This window comes from Stenotrophomonas sp. STEN008, from assembly GCF_056760435.1.
Window position 1 is genome coordinate 129494 of sequence record NZ_JBRRET010000007.1, and the last position, 20205, is coordinate 149698.

Consider the following 20205-nt stretch of genomic DNA (forward strand, 5'->3'; position numbering starts at 1 on the left):
GTTCCCTCCGCCCCGGCCGCCCCCAACGGCCCATCGATCCCATGACTGGCGAAACCGCCGCGGCCCCCGAACGTCGCTTCCCTCCTGCCGATTACAGCCCCGAGACGCGCATCCAGCAGGGCACGCCAGCGTTCCGCCGCACGGCGGTCGCGCTGTTCCTGGCCGGCTTCTCCACCTTTGGCCTGCTGTACACGGTGCAGCCGTTGCTGCCCGAGTTCAGCCGCCACTTCGGCGTCTCCGCCGCCGGCAGCGCGATGTCGCTGTCACTGACCACCGGCACGCTGGCCGTGGCGATGCTGCTGGCCGGGCTGCTGTCCGACGCCGTGGGCCGCAGGCCGTTGATGATCGTCGCCCTGCTGGCCTCGGCCATCCTCTCGCTGAGTACCGCCCTGGTCGATGACTGGACCACGCTGCTGGTGCTGCGCACCCTGCTGGGCCTGGCCCTGAGTGGCGTGCCGGCGGTGGCGATGACCTATCTGGTCGAAGAAATGGACAGCCGCGCACTGGGCCTGGCGATGGGCCTGTACATCGGCGGCAACGCGATTGGTGGCATGAGCGGGCGCCTGCTCGCCGGCATCATCGCCGACCATTGGGGGTGGCGCTGGGGCATCGGCGTGGTCTCGATCATCGCCGTGGCCAGCACCGTGTTGCTGTGGCTGCAGCTGCCGCCATCGCGGCATTTCCAGGCCCGTCGCGGCGGCCTGCGCCAGCTGCCGTCGCGCTGGCGCACGTTGTTCGCCGATCCCGGCCTGCCGTGGCTGTTCGCCACCTCCTTCGTGTTGATGGGCGTATTCGTCACCCTCTACAACTACCTCGGCTATCACCTGCTGGCGCCGCCGTACCACCTCAGCCAGACCGTGGTCGGGCTGATCTTCAGCGTCTACCTGGTCGGTACGTTCAGCTCGGCATGGATGGGCCAACAGGCCACGCGGTACGGCCGTGGGCGCGTCCTGTCGATCTCCTTCGTGCTTATCGGTGCCGGCATCGCGCTGCTGGCGATGCCGTGGCTGACCACGATGGCGCTGGGCATCGCGCTGGTGACCTTCGGCTTCTTCGGCGGTCATTCGGTCGCCAGCAGCTGGGTCGGCAGCCGGGCGGGCATGATGCGCGCGGAAGCCTCGGCACTGTATCTGTTCGCCTACTACCTGGGGTCGAGCGTGCTGGGCGGTGTGGGCGGGCTTGCCTACGCCGCGTGGGACTGGCTGGGGGTGTGCGCGTTCGCGGCAGTGCTGACCCTGCTTGGCGGTGGCATCGTCTGGGCGTTGCAGCAGCGGGCCCCGCAGCCGGTGACGGCCTGATGCTCGCCGGGCCATGCCCGGCGAGCGCGCAGCGCGGCGCTTCACTCTTCGGCGAATGCGCCGCGCAGCAGGCCGGCGAAGTTGCGGATCAGCGGCGTCACTCCCTCACGGCGCCATGCCAGCTGCACCTCCGAGTGCGCGCCGGCATCGGCCAGCGCGACAAAGCGCGCGCCTTCCACCCGGATGTGGTCGCACGAGGACGGCAGGATCGCCGCACCCAGGCCAGCCGCCGCCAGGCTGATCAGCGTGGACGCCTCACCGGCTTCCTGCACGATGCGTGGAGTGAATCCGGCAGCCGCGCACAGCGCGATCATGTGGTCATGGATGCCGGCGCCGGCACTGCGTCGAAAGGCCACGAACGGTTCCTGCGCGAACGCACGCAGCGACAGCGTTCCCTGTTCCGGGAGCCGGCGCAGGGCAGGGTGGTCGGCATGCACGATCAACGCCAGCGGATCGACGAACAGGCTGTGCGCAACCAGTTCCGGCGGCAGCGCGCGCTTGCGGATGATGCCCACGTCCAGTGAACCGTCGAGCAGGGCGTCGATCTGCTGCAGCGTGTTCATCTCGCTCAGCTGCAGCCGCACCTGCGGATACTGCTGGCGGTAGCGCAGGATCGAGCGCGGAATCTGCGGCGACAGCGGTGTGGCCCGGGTCAGCCCGATATGCAGCTCACCCTGTTCGCCGCGCTGTGCGCGCTGCACCTCGTCCACTGCCGTCTCCACCTGCTGCACGATGGCCCGCGCGCGCTCCTGCAGCAGGTCACCGGCAGGCGTCAGCTGCACGCGGCGATGGCTGCGCACGAACAGGCGCGCCCCGATCAGGTCCTCCAGCTGGCGGATCTGCTGGCTGAGCGGCGGCTGCGACATGCCCAGCCGCTCGGCCGCCTGGCCGAAGTGCAGGGTCTCGGCAACGGCAAGGAAATAGCGCAGGTGGCGCAGTTCGATGGACATGCGCCCAGTCTATTCATCGCCAGCCGGAAATGAATCAGAGGTTGGATCTGACCCCGTGCCGACCAACGGTCGGCATCCGCCAACAGCAGCTGGCACTAAACACCAGAGGGAAACTGTCGAAGGCGGGGTGGGTCCGGTTGCGGGGGTGTGAGCGGCATGGATGCCGCGACCAAGCCCCCATGGACGGGTTTACGGCGTCCTCCGCAACCGGACCCACCCCGCCGTCCCACACATAGCCTGCTGTTGCCGTTGCTTCGGCTTGAGGCTTCGGCAGGTGCAGGGCGGCAGCCCTGCAAACCAGAACCCCCTCACCGCTCGGAATGCCCGCTCTGGTCGTAATCGCGCGGGCTGAACAGTTCCGGCTGGATCAGCTCGATGAACGCTCGTGCCTGCGCCGACAGCGCCTTGCCGCGGCGCACGATCACGCCATAGCTGCGCTCCGGGAACCAGCGCTTCATCGACCGCGCCGCCAGCCGCTCGTGGTCGGTCTCGTTCAGGCACAGCGCCGGCACGATGGAAATACCCATGCCCATCGCCACGTACTGCTTGATTACTTCCCAGCCGCCCACCTCGAGGGCGACGGTGTACGCGATGCGATGGCGCTGGAACACCTGGTCGACCAGACGGTAGGTGATCTGCCGCTTCGGCGGCAGCACCAGCGGATAGCGGGCGATGTCGGCCAGCTCCAGCTCCGCGCCCCGGGCCAGCGGATGGTCATGCGGCGCGATCAGCACCTGCTCGAAACGATAGGCCGGGGCGTAGCTGAGGTCGGCGGGCACGTCGGTCATCGAGCCGATGGCAAGGTCAGCGGCGTCCTCGCGCAGCAGGTCGGTGCCGTCCGCGCTGATCGCGTTGTGCAGGGTCAGGCGCACGTCCGGGTGATGCATGCGGAAGCGCTCGACGATCTTCGGCAGCAGGTACAGGATGGTCGAACTGTTGGCCGCGATGTTCAGTTCGCCCGCATCCAGCCCGCGCACCTTGTCGCGGAAGCGCGCCTCCAGCCCGTCCAGGCTCTCCACCAGCGGTTGCGCCATTTCGTACAGCAGCTGGCCCTCGCGGCTGGGCACCAGGCGGCGGCCGCTGCGCTCGAACAGCGGTACGCCCAGCTCCCGCTCCAGCGCCTGCAATTGCAGGCTGATGGCCGGCTGGCTGACGAAAAGCGCCTCAGCCGCCCGTGAGACTGAACCCAGACGCACGGTCTGGCAGAACGCACGCAAGGGCTTCAGGCGGTCGGATTTGTAGGAAAAACGAGGACTTGGCGAGCTGCGCGTGGTCATGGCGTAACGAGTATTAGCACAATTTATGTAAAGCATTGCAAAAACTGTTTTGCCAAATACTGAGCGCCAGCGGCACGGTGGAGACGTTCCCCACTGCTGGAGTCGTCCCATGTCCGCCGTCGCTTCCGCTGTTCCCTCCCCCGCCGCCAAGGCCACGCCCGGCATCGCCCTGGCGACCCGGGTGGCCGGCCAGGACACCCTGCTGCCGGCGCCGCTGCTGGCCCTGCTGGTGTCGCTGCACCGGGCGGTGGAGCCGGGTCGGCAGGCGCGGCTGCAGGCTCGCCGTGAGCGCCAGGCGTTCTTCGACCGCGGCGGCCTGCCGGACTTCCGTGAGGACACCGCCGCGATCCGCAGCGGCGACTGGACCGTCGCACCGCTGCCGGCCGCGCTGCAGGACCGCCGCGTCGAGATCACCGGCCCGACCGATCCGAAGATGGTCATCAACGCGCTGAACTCCGGCGCCAAGGTGTTCATGGCCGACTTCGAGGATTCGACCTCGCCGACCTGGCGCAACCTGCTGGCCGGGCAGCAGTCGCTGGCCGCTGCGGTGCGTGGTGACCTGGAGTACACCGCGGCCAATGGCAAGCACTACACCCTGCGCCCGTACGACGAGCAGGCCGTGCTGATCGTGCGCCCGCGTGGCTGGCACCTGGACGAGAAGCACGTCCGCATCGATGGCCAGTTCCTGGCCGGTGGCCTGTTCGACGCGGCGGTGTTCGCCTTCCACAACGCCCGCACGCTGCAGCGCAAGGATCGCGGCCCGTACTTCTACCTGCCCAAGCTGCAGAGCATGGAAGAGGCGGCCCTGTGGGAGACCGCGCTGTCGCACATCGAAGGCATGCTGGGCCTGCCGCACGGGCAGATCAAGGTGACCGTGCTGATCGAAACGCTGCCGGCGGTGTTCGAGATGGACGAGATTCTGCACGCGCTGCGCGACCGCATCGTCGGCCTGAACTGCGGGCGCTGGGACTACATCTTCTCTTACCTGAAGACCTTCCGCAGCCACGCCGACCGCGTGCTGCCCGAGCGCGGCCAGGTGACCATGACCCAGCCGTTCCTGAAGGCGTATTCGGAACTGCTGATCCAGACGTGCCACCGCCGGGGGGCACATGCGATGGGCGGCATGGCGGCGCAGATTCCGATCAACAACGACGCCGCTGCCAACGAGCAGGCGATGGCGCGTGTGCGTGCCGACAAGCTGCGCGAGGTGAGTGCAGGCCATGACGGCACCTGGGTCGCGCATCCGGCGCTGATTCCGGTGGCGATGGCGATCTTCGACGAGCACATGCCTGCGCCCAACCAGCACCACGTCCTGCGTCAGGACGTGCGCGTGGGCCGCGACGAACTGATCGCGCGTCCGCCGGGCACCATCACCCGCGCCGGCTTCGAGGGCAATGTCGAAGTCTGCGTGCGCTACCTGGCCGCGTGGCTGGACGGCAACGGTTGCGTGCCCATCCATCACCTGATGGAAGACGCGGCCACCGCCGAGATCAGCCGCAGCCAGTTGTGGCAGTGGCTGCATACCCCGGGCCAGCAGCTGGACGACGGCACTGCCATCGACCTGGCACTGCTCGACACCACCCTGGCGCAGTTGCCCGCACGCCTGGGTGATACCACGGCGCTGCCCGGCGGCGCGCGCATCGGCGAAGCCATCGCCCTGCTTGGCGAACTGAGCCGCAACGATGAACTGACCGACTTCCTGACCCTGCCGGCCTACGCGCGCATCGACTGATCCCCGCGCCCGTTTCCACGCCGCTTCCCTTCCCGCTGCACGCACCACTGAACTGGAGATAGACATGAGCACCCTGCCCACTGCCGAACAGATCCAGCACGACTGGGACACGAACCCGCGCTGGGAAGGCATCCAGCGCAACTACAGCGCCGCCGACGTGGTGCGCCTGCGCGGCACCGTCCACATCGAGCATTCGCTGGCCCGGCTGGGCGCGGAGAAGCTGTGGAAATCGCTGCACGAGCGCGAGTTCGTCAACGCGCTGGGCGCACTGACCGGCAACCAGGCCATGCAGCAGGTCAAGGCCGGCCTGAAGGCGATCTACCTGTCCGGCTGGCAGGTGGCGGCCGATGCCAACCTGGCCGGGCAGATGTATCCGGACCAGTCGCTGTATCCGGCCGATTCGGTGCCGGCGGTGGTCAAGCGCATCAACAACACGCTGCTGCGCGCCGACCAGCTGCATCACGCTGAAGGCAAGGACGACATCGATTTCCTGCAGCCGATCGTAGCCGATGCCGAGGCCGGCTTCGGTGGCGTGCTCAATGCGTTCGAACTGATGAAGGCGATGATCGAAGCCGGCGCCGCGGGCGTGCATTTCGAGGACCAGCTGGCATCGGTGAAGAAGTGCGGCCACATGGGCGGCAAGGTGCTGGTGCCGACCCGCGAGGCCATCGAGAAGCTCAACGCGGCGCGGCTGGCGGCCGATGTGCTGGGTGTGCCGACCCTGCTGGTGGCGCGCACCGACGCCGAAGCGGCCGACCTGCTGACCAGTGACATCGACGGCAACGATAAGCCGTTCACCACCGGCGAGCGCACCGTCGAAGGCTTCTACAAGACCCGCAACGGCCTGGAACAGGCCATCAGCCGCGGCCTGGCCTATGCACCGTATGCCGATCTGGTGTGGTGCGAGACCGGCAAGCCGGACCTGGAGTTCGCGCGCAGGTTCGCCGAAGCCATTCATGCGAAGTTCCCCGGCAAGCTGCTGGCCTACAACTGCTCGCCGAGCTTCAACTGGAAGAAGAACCTGGACGACGCCACCATCGCCAAGTTCCAGAAGGAGCTGGGCAGCTATGGCTACAAGTTCCAGTTCATCACCCTGGCCGGTTTCCACGCGCTGAACTACGGCATGTTCAACCTGGCCCACGGTTACGCGCGCCGGCAGATGAGCGCCTTCGTCGAGTTGCAGGAGGCGGAGTTCGAAGCGGCCGAGCGCGGCTTCACCGCGGTCAAGCACCAGCGCGAGGTCGGCACCGGTTACTTCGACGCGGTCACCCAGGCGATCCAGCAGGGACAGTCCTCCACCACCGCGCTGACCGGTTCGACCGAAGAAGAGCAGTTCCACAGCGAACGCGCGGCCTGATCCAACGGTGGCCGTGCGATCGGCTGCCGACACCGCTCAGGGTGGCCAGGGAAGGGCCAGACAACGCCGGCCGGTCGGGGGACCTGCCGGCGTTGTTGTATCCCCTCGGCCCGGTCCCGCATGGCATCCGCGTCAATCGGGCGCACGCCTCGCCACGCAACTTGGCCCAAACCCTGTGAAGACGGGCATCAGCTTGATCCGGCAGGAATTTTTACGGACAGTCGTGCTCCCAAGGTGCAGCCCCCGGTCTCCACGCACCTACCGGCTGTCGATTCGTAAAAATGAGATAGGGCGCACACTTTAAAGCGGTGCTATGCTCCGCGGCTCACCAGGGGACGCTGGCGGCGGGTGCAGGGAATGACCGGCAGGGGTGCGGCCGAGAACACTGATGCAACGACCGGTATCGCCCATGTGGCGATGGCCGAGATCGTGCATGCGCTGCTGTCCGATGCCGAGGTCGCATTGTTCGCCAGATTCGGCCGGCCGCGCCGGCTCGAAGCCGGGCAGTGGCTGTTCCAGCGCGGCCATCGTGGCGAGCGCATGTACGTGATCCTGGAAGGCCGGATCGAACTGGATTTCGGCGAGGATCTGGTGATCAAGGTCCTCGGCCACCAGGAGTTCTTCGGCGAGCTGGGCCTGCTGGTCGGCGATCACCTGCGCAGTGCCGGTGCACGTGCGCTGGTCGATTGCCAGGTGCTGGAACTGGGGCCGGCCGATTTCCAGCGTCTGGTCGATGCCGATCCAGGGCTGGTGGCCTACTTCCTGCGCCGTACGATCATGCGCGTGCTGACCAACGAGCAGGCCCTGATCAGCCAGCTGCGGCGCCGCAACCACGATCTGGAAACGGCGCTCGACAATCTGTACATCACCACCCACCAGCTCACGCACACCCGTGAGCTGGTGCGTACCGACGAACTGACCGGGCTGCACAACCGCCGCGGGCTGACCCTGTACCTGCAGGAGTGCCGGGCCGATGGGCAGGGCGCACCGCAGGGCCTGCTGCTGATCGATTGTGATCGCTTCAAGCAGATCAACGACCGGCACGGTCACCAGGCCGGCGACCGGGTGCTGCAGAGCATGGGCAACATCCTGCGCTCGATGGCCGGCGAACACGACCTGGCCTGCCGCCTGGGCGGCGATGAGTTCTGCCTCATCCTGCGGCGCGGCACCCACGAAATCGTGCAGCATGCCGCCGAGTTCATCCTCAGCGCGGTGCATGGTCTACTCGAACGCAGCCATGGCACGCCCCATGTGAGCCTGGTGAGCATCGGCGCCAGCCTGCTGGCGCCGGATGCGGACTGGAGCGAGTGGTATGCGCGTGCGGACCGAGCGCTGTACCAGGCCAAGCGCGATGGCGGCAACTGCCTGCGCTGGGTGGACGCGCCGGACGGGCACTAGAGCGGAGACACCGGTGATGAAGGGCGACAAAGGAACGTCGGCGCCACACAACCAGCAGCTGCGCGCGCTGCTGTTCACCGACCTGTGCGATTCGCTGCAGCTGGTTGAGCGGATCGGTGATGTGGCGGCGGCCGAGCTGTTCCAGCAGCATGACCGTCTGGTGCTGGGTCTGCAGCAACGCTGGAACGGGCAGCTGATCGACCGTTCCGACGGCCTGTTCGTACTGTTCGAGCGCACCATCGATGGCGTCGGTTTTGCCCTGGCCTACCAGACTGCGGTGGAGGCGCTGGGGCGTGAGCGCGGCATCGTGCTGCGCGCGCGTGCGGGCCTGCATGTCGGTGACGTGCTGTTGTGGAACAACAGTGCCGAAGCAATGGCCCATGGCGCCAAGCCGGTGGAGGTGGAGGGCCTGGCCAAGCCGATGGCGGCGCGGCTGATGCAGCTGGCCTGGCCGGGCCAGGTGTTGCTGTCGGCCACCGCCGAGCAGATGGCACGGCGCGCTACCTCCACGCTGCCCTGGGCCAGCGAGGCGCTGCGCTGGAAGCACCATGGGCGCTGGCGCTTCAAGGGCATCACCGAGCGCCAGGATGTGTTCGAGATCGGCCTGCGTGGCAGTGCGCCGCTGCGTCGACCGCGCTCGGGCGAGAAGGCATGGCGCGATCTACCCTTGTGGCGGCGTCCCGCGGCCGTGGTCACCGAGGCCGCGCTGGCGGTGACGCTGGGCGTGCTGCTGTGGATGCTGCTGCGCCCGGCGCCGGCCATCGCCTTCGCCGAACGGGACTGGGTGATCCTGGCCGCGGTGCAGAACACCACCGCCTATCCGCAGCTGGACAGCAGCCTGGAGCAGGCGCTGTACATCAGCCTGGGTCAGTCACGCTTCGTCAACATCCTCAGCGAGTTGAAGGTGCGCGACACCCTGCAGCTGATGCAGCGCTCGCCACAGGCACGGCTCGACCGAGGCCTGGCCATCGAGGTGGCCCTGCGCGACGGCGCACGCGCGGTGCTGGTACCGAGCGTGCTCGAGCTCAACGGCAAGGTGCGGGTCAGTGTCGAAGTGGTCGATCCGCACAGCGGCCAGACCGTCTATACGCGCTACGCCGATGGTCGAGGCCTGGAATCGATCCTGACCTCCACCGACCACGTGGTGGCAGCGCTGCGCGCCGACCTGGGCGAAGCGTTGCGTGATGTCGGTCGCGATCAGCGACCACTGCCCACCGTGGCGACGGCCAATCTCGATGCCCTGCATGCCTACGCCAAGGGCGTCGATGCCACGGCGGCCGCCCGCTACGACGACGCACTGATGTTCTACGAGCAGGCCACCCGGCTCGATCCCGCATTCGCCTTTGCCTATGTGGGGCAGATGACCATCCAGCACGCCAAGGGCAACCTGGAGCAGGCCGCCGTGCTGTACCGAAAGGCGGTCAGCCAGCGTGCCCACCTGACCGCACGCGACCAGCTGTACCTGGACGCGTGGGCAGCGGATTTCGCAGGCGCACCGCCCATGCGCATCGCCGACAAGTGGCGCCTGCTGACCGAGCTGTACCCGGACGACCCGGCCGGTTGGATGAACTACGCCAAGATCCTGTACACCCAGGGCGACTATGACGGCGCCCTGGCCGCAACACAGCCGCTGCTGGCCCGCCAGCATTCTCGGCGTGCACTGGTGCTGGTGTTCGTGGCGCGGGTGCAGCTGGCCCGTGGCGAAGTCGCCGCAGCCGAAGCGGCGCTGCGTGGCGCACGCCTTCATCCGGGCTGGAATGGCGATGGCATGGAGCCGGTGATCGCCGCGCTGGCTGGTGATTTCGAGGCCGCCAATGCCGGTTTTGCGGCGATGCCCGTATCGGGGCCGGGGACGCGCATGTTGCGCGCGGCGGTGCTGGCCATGCAGGAGCGCGCGCACGAGGCAGCCACCGACATGCGGCAGGTGGCTGCCCAGTGCACGACGGTCGGTGGGCTGTGCGACATCTACGCGCTGCAGGCACTGGCCTGGCGCGAACAGGAAGGCGACCACGTGACGGCGCAGGAATACCTGCGTGTGCTGGACCGGGCGCTGGCCGCGGTCGACCGTCGCCATCCTGCGCCAGCGCGCCGCAATGCATTCATCGCCCTGGCGGCGGCCTATCATGCCGCGCGCGCAGGCCACGCCTCGGTGGTGATGCAGCGCAGGGACCCGCTGCAGGCCCTGCCCGAGCGCGACGCGGATCCGCGTCTGCGCGAGCTCTGGAACCTGCTGCGTGCCCGCATGGCCTTCGACCAGGGTGACCTGGACCAGGCGCAGGACCTGCTGGCGCAGCAGCCGTCGGCGAACCTGTTCCAGTGGCGGGTGCTGCAGCTGGATCTGGTGACCGCGCGCGGCGACCAGGCCGCGGTCGCACGGCAGGCGGCGTGGCTGCAGCGCCACGCCGGCCTGGCATTTGCTGAAGACACCGGTGACTACGCTCTGTTGCCACTGAACGCGATGGACGTGCAGCGGCTGGCGGCAGGCCGCGCCGCCGCAGTGATGCCTGACAAGGGCACGGTGGCCGCGCCCTGAGGCCGGTCTATCGATCCAGGCCGGGCAGGCCATCCTCGAACAGGAACGGCACGGTGAACGAGGCACGCGCGTCCAGCAGCTCCCGCAGGCGCGGAGCGGCCTTGGCGAACTCGGCCTTGCTGCCCAGCGTGGCCAGCGGCGTATGGCAGGCGCGCACGCAGTCTTCATCGGCGCCCAGATCGAGCAGTGCCTGGCCCGGATCAGCGGCGAAAGCCTTGCGGAAGTCATCGTCGCTGGACAGGCGTTCCAGCAGCTGCTGGACGACGTGGGTGGGAAGCGGTGAAGAAGACATGGCGTGCAACCGACGGGCTGGGAAAATGGAAGTATCGGCGGCGATCGTGCGAAGTTGATGGCAGGCACGTGCATCGCGCTATGATCGGCGCCCCCGCAGGCCTTTCGATTGCACGCCGATGAGATTCCGCCGTTGCCGGACACTGTTCGTCGAGCCGGTCGAACGCCCGGCCTTTGCATTGGCCGACCTGATGGCCGGCGGCACCGGGGTGACCTTCGAGCAGCGGCTGCAGGTGCGTACCGCCCACCTGCCTTCGGCATGCGAGATCGATGCCGACAGCTGCGCCTGGCTGTTGGCCTGCAGCGCCGAGCATTGGCAGCCGATGCCGGAGGATGCGGCCTGCCGCCGCCGCGTACTGGCGCTGCTGCAGCAGGGACTGCTGGTGAGCGACGATCCGGCCCATGCCGAGGCCTGTGCGGCCGAGCAGAGCGTGCGCGACAGCCACTGGTGGCCGCTGTCGGCGCTGCACTACCAGCAATCCTGCTGGGATGGCGTGGACAGCAGCGCGGACATGCAGCGTCAGCAGCTGGTGACCGCGCGCGACCTGGTCCGCAGCTTCGGCAATCCGCCGCCGGAGGCGCCGCCACGCCAGCCCGGCGCGCTTGCGCTGCCCCGCTGCGATGATGATCCGATGCAGGAACTGCTGCAGGCGCGTGCCACCTGCCGGAATTTCGATGCGACCCGCGCGCTGCCGCTGCCGTTGCTGGCACGGCTGCTGCAGCAGGTGCTGATGGCGCAGGCACAGGTGGAAACCGATCCGGACGTGCGGTTCCTGAAGAAGAACGTGCCCTCGGCCGGCAGCCTGCATCCGCTGGAAGCCTATCTGATGGTGCGCGACGTGCAGGGCCTGGCGCCGGGGCTCTACCATTACCACGCAGTCGCGCATGAACTGGCCCCGCTGCCGGTGCAGCCCGACGATCCCGCAGGGTTCCGCCTGCGCCTGCTGGCGGGCCAGCACTGGTTCGCCGATGCCCACGTGCTGCTGGTACTGGTGTGCCGCTTCGAGCGCACCTTCTGGAAGTACCGCAACCACGCCAAGGCCTACCGTGCGGTCATGCTCGACGCCGGGCACATCTCGCAGGCGTTCTACAGCGCGGCCACCGCACAGGGCCTGGGCGCGTTCGTCACGGCGGCCATCAACGAGGCCGAGGCCGCGCGCGCGCTTGCCCTGCAGCCGATGGCGGAAGGCGCGCTGGCGGTATGCGGCTTCGGCTGGCGCGCGGCAACGATGCAGACCTCGGAGATGGACCCGGCGGGCCGTGTCTGGCCCGCCAGGATCACGCCGTAGCGTGGCTCAGGTCGCTTCGAAGTCGACCAGCACCGCGCCGTCCCCGACCTGGTCGCCGGCCTTCGCCCGGTAACCCTTCACTGTGCCGTCGGCCGGTGCCTGCAGGGTGTGCTCCATCTTCATCGCCTCGAGTACCACCAGCGGCGTGCCGCGCTTGACCTGGGCACCGGCCTCGACCAGCGTGGCCACGATCCTGCCGGGCATCGGCGCCAGCAGACTGCCTGCATCGGCCACCGCATGCTCCGACTCGCCGACCGGGTCGTGCAGGGTGAAGCGGTGCTGGCCATCGGCGCCGAACAGATACAGCTGGTCACCCTCGCGCAGCAGCTGCAGTGACCAGCGACGGCCGTCCAGCTGCACCGTCAGGTGCTGGCTGTCGAGGCGACCGAGCACCGACTGCGGGGCCGCATCATCACATTGCACACGCCAGCCATCGGCCTGTGCCCACACCTTCAGCACGTGCCGGCGCTCTCCCTGCTGCAGCGGCAGCACGCGGGGCGCGGGCGCACCCAGGCGCCAGCCATCCTGTGCGCGCCAGGGCGAATGGGGGTCGCGCGGGTCGCTGCCGGCGTCGGCCGTGCTGGCAACCGCGGCGACCGCGGCCAACTGCCACAGTGCATCGTCGCTGTCACCGATGGCGCTCAAGGCGGCCTGCTCGCGTTCGATCAGTGCGGTATCCAGCCGGGCGTGCGCGAATGAATCGGTGTGGACCAGCCGGCGCAGGAAACCGGCATTTGTGGTCACGCCCACCACCTGGCAGTCAGCCAGCGCCTGGCTCATGCGGCGCAATGCGCTGTCGCGGTCCACATCCCAGACGATCAGCTTGGCGATCATCGGGTCGTAATACGGCGTGATGGCGTCGCCTTCCTCCACGCCGGTATCCACGCGCACGTTGGCCGAAGCAGCCGGCAGGCGCAGGCGGCGCAGGGTACCGGTGGACGGCAGGAAGCCGCGGTCGGCATCTTCGGCGTACAGCCGTGCTTCGATCGCGTGGCCTTGGATGGCCAGCTGGTCCTGGCGCAGCGGCAGTGGCTGGCCACAGGCCACGCGCAGCTGCCATTCCACCAGGTCGGTACCGGTGATGAACTCGGTGACCGGATGCTCGACCTGCAGGCGGGTGTTCATTTCCATGAAGTAGAAATCACCGTCCGGGCCGGCGATGAACTCCACCGTGCCCGCGCCGACGTAGCCCACGGCGCGTGCAGCGTCGACCGCCGCCTGGCCCATTGCCGCGCGGCGCTCGGCACTCATGCCCGGTGCCGGGGCTTCTTCCAGTACCTTCTGGTGCCGGCGTTGCACCGAGCAGTCACGCTCGAACAGGTAGACCGCGTCACCGTGACTGTCGCCGAACACCTGGATCTCGATATGGCGCGGGCGCTCGACATACTTCTCGACCAGCACGTGGTCGTTGCCGAACGCCGAGGCGGCCTCGCGCTGGCAGCTGGCCAGCGCATCGATGAAGTCCTCGCTGCGTTCGACCTTGCGCATGCCCTTGCCGCCACCGCCGGCGCTGGCCTTGATCAGCACCGGATAGCCGATCGTATCGGCCTGCGCGCGCAGGAAGTCCGGCGCCTGCTGGTCACCGTGATAACCCGGCGTCAGCGGCACGCCGGCTTTGGCCATCAAGGCCTTGGCCGCGCTCTTGTCACCCATCGCGCGGATCGCGCTGGCCGGCGGCCCGATGAAGGTGATGCCGGCGGCGGCACAGGCATCGGCGAAGTCGGCGTTCTCGGACAGGAAGCCGTATCCGGGATGGATCGCCTGCGCGCCGCTCCGGCGTGCGGCGTCGAGCAGGGCCTCGCCGCGCAGATAGCTCTCGCGTGCGGCGGCCGGCCCGATGTGGATGGCCTCGTCGGCCAGGCGCACGTGGCGGGCGTTGCGGTCCGCATCGGAATACACGGCCACGGTGGCGATGCCGAGGCGGCGGCAGGTGGCGATGACGCGGCAGGCGATTTCGCCACGGTTGGCGATCAGGACTTTGGTGAACATGGCGACAGGCTCGGTCATGGCGCGGGTTACATGCGGAACACGCCGAAGCGCGTCTGCTGCGGGGCGGCGTTGAGGCTGGCCGACAGCGCCAGGGCCAACACCCGACGGGTATCGGCCGGATCGATCACGCCGTCGTCCCACAGGCGCGCGCTGGCGTAGTACGGGTGGCCCTGCTGCTCGAACTGCTCGCGGATCGGCGCCTTGAACGCGTCCTCTTCCGCAGCGGGCCATTGCCCGCCCTTGGCTTCGATGCCATCGCGACGCACCGTGGCCAGCACGCTGGCGGCCTGTTCGCCACCCATCACGCCGATGCGTGCGTTGGGCCACATCCACAGGAAATTCGGCGAATAGGCCCGCCCACACATGCCGTAGTTGCCGGCGCCGAACGAGCCGCCGATCACCACGGTGAACTTGGGCACCTTCGCGCAGGCGACCGCCATCACCAGCTTGGCACCGTCCTTGGCGATACCGCCCTGTTCGTACTTGCGCCCGACCATGAAGCCGGTGATGTTCTGCAGGAACAGCAGCGGGATGCCGCGCTGGGTGCACAGCTCGATGAAGTGCGCGCCCTTCAGCGCGGACTCGGAGAACAGGATGCCGTTGTTGGCGATGATGCCGATCGGGTAGCCGTTCAGATGGGCGAAGCCGGTGACCAGGGTGGCGCCATAGCGCGGCTTGAACTCATCGAAGCGCGAGCCATCGACCAGGCGTGCGATCACCTCGCGCACGTCGTAGGGCTTGCGCGTATCGGCCGGGATCACGCCGTACAGTTCGTGCGCCGGCAGCAACGGTTCTTCCGGCGGCTGCATCGCCATCGCCGGTTCCGGCTTGCGCCAGTTCAGCTGGGCGATGATCGCGCGGACCCGTGCCAGCGCCTGCAGGTCGTTGTCGGCCATGTGGTCGGCCACGCCGGAAATGCGCGTGTGCACGTCCGCGCCGCCCAGTTCCTCGGCCGTCACCACTTCACCGGTGGCCGCCTTCACCAGCGGCGGGCCGCCGAGGAAGATGGTGCCCTGCTCGCGCACGATCACCGTTTCATCGCTCATCGCCGGCACGTAGGCCCCACCGGCGGTGCAGCTGCCCATGACGCAGGCGATCTGCGGGATGCCCTGCGCGGACAGGTTGGCCTGGTTGTAGAAGATGCGGCCGAAGTGGTCGCGGTCGGGGAACACCTCGTCCTGCAGCGGCAGGAAGGCGCCACCGGAGTCGACCAGATAGATGCACGGCAGGTGGTTCTGCTCGGCGATCTCCTGTGCACGCAGGTGCTTCTTCACCGTCATCGGGTAATAGGTGCCGCCCTTGACCGTGGCATCGTTGGCCACGATCACGCACTCCACGCCGCTGACCCGGCCGATACCGGCGACCACGCCGGCTGCCGGCACAGCGTCGTCATACATGCCATGAGCAGCCAGCGGCGCGATTTCCAGGAAGGCACTGCCGGCATCGAGCAGGGCGTCGATGCGGTCGCGTACCAGCAGCTTGCCGCGCGCGGTGTGCTTGGCGCGTGCCGCCTCGCTGCCGCCCAGGGCAGTGCGGGCGAGGGTGGCGTGCAGATCGTCGACCACGGCCTGCATCGCCGCGCGGTTGCTTTCAAACGTGTCGCTGCCCGGTTGCAGCTGGCTGTTCAGGACGGTCATGGGGTGGCCTTACAGAGTGCGCTGGAACAATTCACGGCCGATCAGCATGCGGCGGATCTCCGACGTGCCCGCACCGATCTCGTACAGCTTGGCGTCGCGCCACAGGCGGCCGGTCGGGTACTCGTTGATGTAGCCGTTGCCACCGAGGATCTGGATCGCCTGCCCGGTCAGCCAGGTGGCCTTCTCGGCGGCGTACAGGATCGCACCGGCCGCGTCCTGGCGGGTGGTACGGCCCTGGTCGCAGGCGCGTGCCACGGCGTACACGTAGGCGCGGCAGGCGCCCAGGCCCACGTACATGTCGGCGATCTTGGCCTGGATCAGCTGGAAGCTGCCGATCGCTTCGCCGAACTGATGGCGTTCGTGCACGTACGGCATCACCACGTCCATGGCCGCAGCCATCAGCCCCAGCGGGCCGCCGGACAGCACCACGCGCTCGTAGTCCAGGCCGGACATCAGCACGCGCACGCCACCGCCGACGCTGCCGAGCACGTTCTCTTCGGGAATCTCGCAGTCCTGGAACACCAGCTCGCAGGTCGGCGAGGAGCGCATGCCCAGCTTGTCCAGCTTCTGCGCGGTGGAGAAACCCGGCATGCCCTTTTCAACCAGGAAGGCGGTGATGCCCCTGGCGCCGGCGTCCATGTCGGTTTTGGCATAGACCACCAGCACATCGGCGTCCGGGCCGTTGGTGATCCACATCTTGTTGCCGTTGAGGACATAGCGATCGCCGCGCTTGTCGGCGCGCAGCTTCATCGATACCACGTCCGAACCGGCGCCGGGTTCGCTCATCGCCAGTGCGCCCACCTTGGCGCCGCTGCACAGGTCGGGCAGGAAGCGCTGCTTCTGCGCCTCGCTGCCGTTCTTGCGCAGCTGGTTCACGCACAGGTTGGAGTGCGCGCCATAGGACAGGCCGATGCCGCCGGAGGCGCGCGAGACCTCTTCCATCGCCACCACGTGGGCCAGGTAGCCCATGCCGGTACCGCCGTATTCTTCCTCGACGGTAAGGCCGAGCAGGCCCTGTTCGCCCAGTTTCGGCCACAGTGCCTGCGGGAACTGGTTGGTCGCATCGGCCTCGGCCGCCAGCGGCGCGATCTCGGCGGCGGCAAAATGGGCCACGCTCTGGCGCAGCAGGTCGATCTCTTCACCGAGATCGAAGTTCAGGGATGGCACGTGCATTACAGCGGCTCCACGGCGGCAAAGTGGGGGATGGACGCACCCAGGGCTTGCCGGCGATGGTTTCCAGGACCGCGCCGGCACGGGCGAGGCCCCAGCGTAACGGGGTTCGGGAAAGAAGTGAACACAAATTCAAAAATTGAAACCAGAATCAAAACATGGCCTACAAACGCTCTGCACTGATGGAAGAACGCCTGGCCGGGGCCCGCGAGCGGATCCTGCTGGCAACCCGTGAACGGGTCGCCACCGGCGGCTGGCGAAACGCCCCGGTGACCGCCGTGGCAACCCAGGCGGGGGTCTCCACTGGCCTGATCTACCGTCATTTCCCCTCCAAGGCCGACCTGTTCGTGGAGGTGCTCAACGCGGCGGTGGCCCATGAAGTGGCGATCATGGAACGCATCGCCAGCGGCCCGGAGGCCGCCAGCGAGCGCCTGCGGCTGGCCATCGCCGCCTTCGTGCGTCGCGCCCTGGCGGGTCCGGGGCTGGCCCACGCCTTCATCGTCGAACCGGTCGATCCGGACGTGGAAGCCGAGCGCATGCGCGGCCGCCGTGCCTTCGGTGATGTGTTCCTGCGCCTGGTGGAGGAAGGCGTGGCTGCCGGCGAACTGCCTGCGCAGGATGCGCATGTGGCGGCCGCGTGCCTGGTCGGCGCCTTCACCGAAGCGATGGTTGGCCCGACTGCGCCCAGCCGTGAAGCGCATCGCGACGAGGATGCGCTGGTCGACGCCATCTGCAGCTTCTGCCTGCGTGCCATCGGCGCACCGGTGAATCGGTAGCGCCGGGCCATGCCCGGTGGCTTGTGTTGCTGGGGTCAGATTCCTTTTGCGGCGCAAAAGGGATCTGACCCCAGCCCCCGGCATGTTGCGCCGCACCAGCATTGACGCCTGTTGTCGCGCGCAGGGCGCGTTCTATACTCGGCCCATCACGCAGTCGCTCAGCCGTGGTCCAACGACTACCAGCCAGGGGTAACGAAGAGTGCGGAATTACGATCTGGAGTTCCTGAAACGCTTCTCCATGGTGATCGCGCTGTTGATGGCCATCACTCTGGGTCTGATCTTCCTTGCCGCCTTCCTGCACACCCGGATTCCGCCCGAGGTGTCGCCCACTGCGGCCAAACGCACCGAACAGCGCATCGCGCCGACCGGAGCGGTGTACGCCGGCAGTACCGGTGCAGCCGCGCAGGCGGCGGCCAAGGCGGCCGCGCTGGCCAAGGCCGCCTCGCAGGTGGCCTACGGCGGCACCACCGATGGCAAGGTCATCTTCGACAACCTCTGCACCGCCTGCCACACCACCGGGGTGGGCCAAGCGCCGACCCTGGACCGCGCGCACTGGGACCAGCGCATCACGCAGGGCAAGGACACGCTCTACAAGCACGCCATCGAGGGCTACACCGGCCCGGACGGCGGCATCATGCCTCCCAAGGGCGGCAACCCGGCGCTGACCGAGGAACAGATCCACGCCACCGTGGACTGGATGCTGGGCAACCTGAAGTAGGACCTTTCCGCAGCGCCGGGCCTGCCCTCGGCAGCCTCTGCGCCACCTGCGCGGGCGGCTGCCGGACATGGGCCCGGCGCTGCCATCCCGTCGTCGACGGCCCCCGGGGCTTTGCCCACCCGGGCCGATCGCCGGGCTGCAGTCGGGCGTTCGTATTTCGGGGTTAGTCTGTGCCCCCCATTCCGTGGAGTCGCCCGTCGATGCGCCGCCGTTCCCTTGTTCTCGCCCTGTCCCTGCTGCTGCCGGCACCTGCCTTTGCCCAGGCCCAGCCGCAGGCCATGCCGGCCCCGGCGACGTCCACCCCGCGCAACTCCACCGTTGTACTGGCCACCGCGCCGGCCGACTGGCGCGCGCTGGACGGCCAGCGTGTGCGCATCGCTGCGCCGCTGACCCTGGCCGGCACCGACGCTCTGGAACGCTCCGGCCAGCTGACGGTCGCCTTCGGCGGTCGCCTGTGGCAGCCGACCGAAGTGGCCGCGCCAGGCACCGCCGGCATCGAACAGGTGATGGCTGACAACCTGCGCCGCCGCCTGGTCCTGGACGATGGCAGCGACGTGCGTGATCCGGGCAGCGTGGCCTACCTGCCGGGCAACCCGGTGCTGCGCACCGGCATGCTGCTGCGCAATGTGGAAGGCATCGTCCGCGTGGACGCGCAGGGCCGCCCGCAGCTGCAGGTGGAAGGCACGCTGAGCCTGCCCGCACTGCAGCGGCCGGCGGTGCCGGACGTGCCTGGCAGCCTGCGTATCGCGGCGTTCAACCTGGAAAACTACTTCAATGGCGACGGCCAGGGCGGCGGCTTCCCGACGTTGCGCGGTGCCCGCACGCTGGAGGAGCACAAGGCCCAGGTGGCCAAGCTGGTCGCCACCATCAATGCGCTCGATACCCACATCGCCGCCCTGATGGAGCTGGAGAACGATGGCTACGGACCGCAGTCGGCCATTGCCGAGCTGCTGGCCGCGCTCAATGACCGGCCGCACGCCGGACCGGACGACGCATGGGTGGCGGTCGATCCGGGCGAAGGCCCCGGCACCAATCCCATCCGCGTCGGCATCATCTACAAGCGCGGTGCGTTCAAGACATTGGGCCCGCCGTTGACCAAGCTTGACGGCCCGTTTGCCGAGCACAGCCGCGCACCGCTGGCACAGGCTTTCCAAGGCAAGGGCGCACCGTTCATGGTGGTCGCCAACCACTTCAAGTCCAAGGGGTGCCGCGACGCCAGTGGTGCCGACGCCGACCGCAACGATGGCCAGGGCTGCTGGAATGCGACGCGCGTCGAATCGGCCCGCCAGCTCAACCAGTGGGTGCAGGCCGAAGCCACGCGCCTGAAGGTGAAGGATGTGGTGATGCTGGGCGATTTCAACGCCTATGCGATGGAGGATCCGATCCGCACGCTGCACACGCTGGGCTGGCAGGATGCCTTCAAGGTGGCCAAGGTCGAACATCCCTACAGCTACGTCTACAACGGCTACAGCGGCCGCCTCGACCACGCCCTGCTGAGTCCGTCCATGGCCCGCCGCCTGGCGGGCGCCGCCGAATGGCACAGCAATGCCGACGAGCAGGACGCCAGCGGCTACCAGGGGCGCAATGTGCCCGGCCCATGGCGCAGCTCCGACCACGACCCGCTGCTGCTGGGCTTCGACAAGTAATGCCCAACGCCTGGGTCGGGGGCCCCGCCGGTGGGGGGGGGGGGCGCCCCCCCGCCGGGCGCCCCCCCCCCCGCGCGGCCGCCCCCGCGGCCCGCCACCCCCCCCCCCCGGGCCCGGGCCCGCAGGGGGGGGTGGGGGCACCGC

Annotated in this window: 15 protein-coding genes; 9 read left to right on the top strand and 6 right to left on the bottom strand. The window is 68.4% G+C overall.

Annotated features, from left to right (window positions below; translation table 11 throughout):
• Positions 1-41 precede the first annotated feature (41 nt).
• Positions 42-1298 carry an MFS transporter gene (locus ACVOME_RS05955; protein WP_262218874.1) on the top strand — a complete coding sequence of 419 codons (1257 nt, stop codon included), beginning with the start codon at positions 42-44 and terminating at the stop codon, positions 1296-1298.
• Between the two features lie 41 nt (positions 1299-1339).
• Here the strand turns inward: ACVOME_RS05955 and ACVOME_RS05960 are convergent, their stop codons facing one another.
• Both ACVOME_RS05960 and ACVOME_RS05965 read right to left on the bottom strand, forming a co-directional pair.
• Complete coding sequence (locus tag ACVOME_RS05960) at positions 1340-2248, bottom strand: LysR family transcriptional regulator (protein WP_197571502.1); 909 nt, start codon at positions 2246-2248, stop codon at positions 1340-1342.
• A 308-nt stretch (positions 2249-2556) separates the two neighbouring features.
• Positions 2557-3525 carry a LysR family transcriptional regulator gene (locus tag ACVOME_RS05965; RefSeq protein ID WP_053518611.1) on the bottom strand — a complete coding sequence of 323 codons (969 nt, stop codon included), beginning with the start codon at positions 3523-3525 and terminating at the stop codon, positions 2557-2559.
• A 109-nt stretch (positions 3526-3634) separates the two neighbouring features.
• On the opposite strand from ACVOME_RS05965, the gene aceB reads away from it, so the two are divergent.
• The 4 genes from aceB (at position 3635) to ACVOME_RS05985 (ending at position 10545) form a co-directional block, all read left to right on the top strand.
• Entirely contained in the window at positions 3635-5257 is a 1623-nt protein-coding gene (gene aceB / locus ACVOME_RS05970; RefSeq protein WP_481504828.1) for a malate synthase A, read from the top strand.
• 64 nt (positions 5258-5321) lie between these two features.
• A complete protein-coding gene (aceA, locus tag ACVOME_RS05975; RefSeq protein WP_053518608.1) occupies positions 5322-6614 on the top strand; it encodes an isocitrate lyase in 1293 nt (430 codons plus the stop codon).
• 357 nt (positions 6615-6971) lie between these two features.
• Positions 6972-8012 (top strand): GGDEF domain-containing protein, encoded by a 1041-nt coding sequence (locus tag ACVOME_RS05980; protein WP_053518607.1) that lies wholly within the window; start codon positions 6972-6974, stop codon positions 8010-8012.
• Positions 8013-8028: 16 nt separating this feature from the next.
• Complete coding sequence (locus ACVOME_RS05985) at positions 8029-10545, top strand: putative peptide modification system cyclase (RefSeq protein ID WP_164151113.1); 2517 nt, start codon at positions 8029-8031, stop codon at positions 10543-10545.
• Between the two features lie 7 nt (positions 10546-10552).
• On the opposite strand, the gene ACVOME_RS05990 is transcribed toward ACVOME_RS05985, so the two are convergent.
• Positions 10553-10837, bottom strand: coding sequence for an NHLP-related RiPP peptide (locus tag ACVOME_RS05990; RefSeq protein WP_053518604.1), 285 nt, complete (start codon positions 10835-10837; stop codon positions 10553-10555).
• A 118-nt stretch (positions 10838-10955) separates the two neighbouring features.
• Between ACVOME_RS05990 and ACVOME_RS05995 the strand changes: the two genes are divergently transcribed.
• Positions 10956-12125: a putative peptide maturation dehydrogenase gene (locus ACVOME_RS05995; RefSeq protein ID WP_481504829.1), complete on the top strand. Its 1170-nt coding sequence runs from the start codon at positions 10956-10958 to the stop codon at positions 12123-12125.
• A gap of 6 nt (positions 12126-12131) precedes the next feature.
• Here the strand turns inward: ACVOME_RS05995 and ACVOME_RS06000 are convergent, their stop codons facing one another.
• From ACVOME_RS06000 to ACVOME_RS06010, 3 genes are read right to left on the bottom strand one after another with little or no spacing between them, the layout of a single operon-like run.
• Complete coding sequence (locus ACVOME_RS06000; RefSeq protein ID WP_481504831.1) at positions 12132-14114, bottom strand: acetyl/propionyl/methylcrotonyl-CoA carboxylase subunit alpha; 1983 nt, start codon at positions 14112-14114, stop codon at positions 12132-12134.
• A gap of 26 nt (positions 14115-14140) precedes the next feature.
• Positions 14141-15751 (bottom strand): carboxyl transferase domain-containing protein, encoded by a 1611-nt coding sequence (locus tag ACVOME_RS06005; protein ID WP_065174183.1) that lies wholly within the window; start codon positions 15749-15751, stop codon positions 14141-14143.
• Positions 15752-15760: 9 nt separating this feature from the next.
• A complete protein-coding gene (locus ACVOME_RS06010) occupies positions 15761-16924 on the bottom strand; it encodes an isovaleryl-CoA dehydrogenase (protein ID WP_053518598.1) in 1164 nt (387 codons plus the stop codon).
• 155 nt (positions 16925-17079) lie between these two features.
• Between ACVOME_RS06010 and ACVOME_RS06015 the strand changes: the two genes are divergently transcribed.
• From ACVOME_RS06015 to ACVOME_RS06025, 3 genes are all read left to right on the top strand, one after another.
• A complete protein-coding gene (locus ACVOME_RS06015; protein ID WP_053518597.1) occupies positions 17080-17697 on the top strand; it encodes a TetR/AcrR family transcriptional regulator in 618 nt (205 codons plus the stop codon).
• A gap of 199 nt (positions 17698-17896) precedes the next feature.
• Positions 17897-18415 (top strand): c-type cytochrome, encoded by a 519-nt coding sequence (locus tag ACVOME_RS06020; protein ID WP_053518595.1) that lies wholly within the window; start codon positions 17897-17899, stop codon positions 18413-18415.
• 200 nt (positions 18416-18615) lie between these two features.
• Positions 18616-20061 (top strand): ExeM/NucH family extracellular endonuclease, encoded by a 1446-nt coding sequence (locus tag ACVOME_RS06025; RefSeq protein ID WP_481504830.1) that lies wholly within the window; start codon positions 18616-18618, stop codon positions 20059-20061.
• Positions 20062-20205 lie beyond the last annotated feature (144 nt).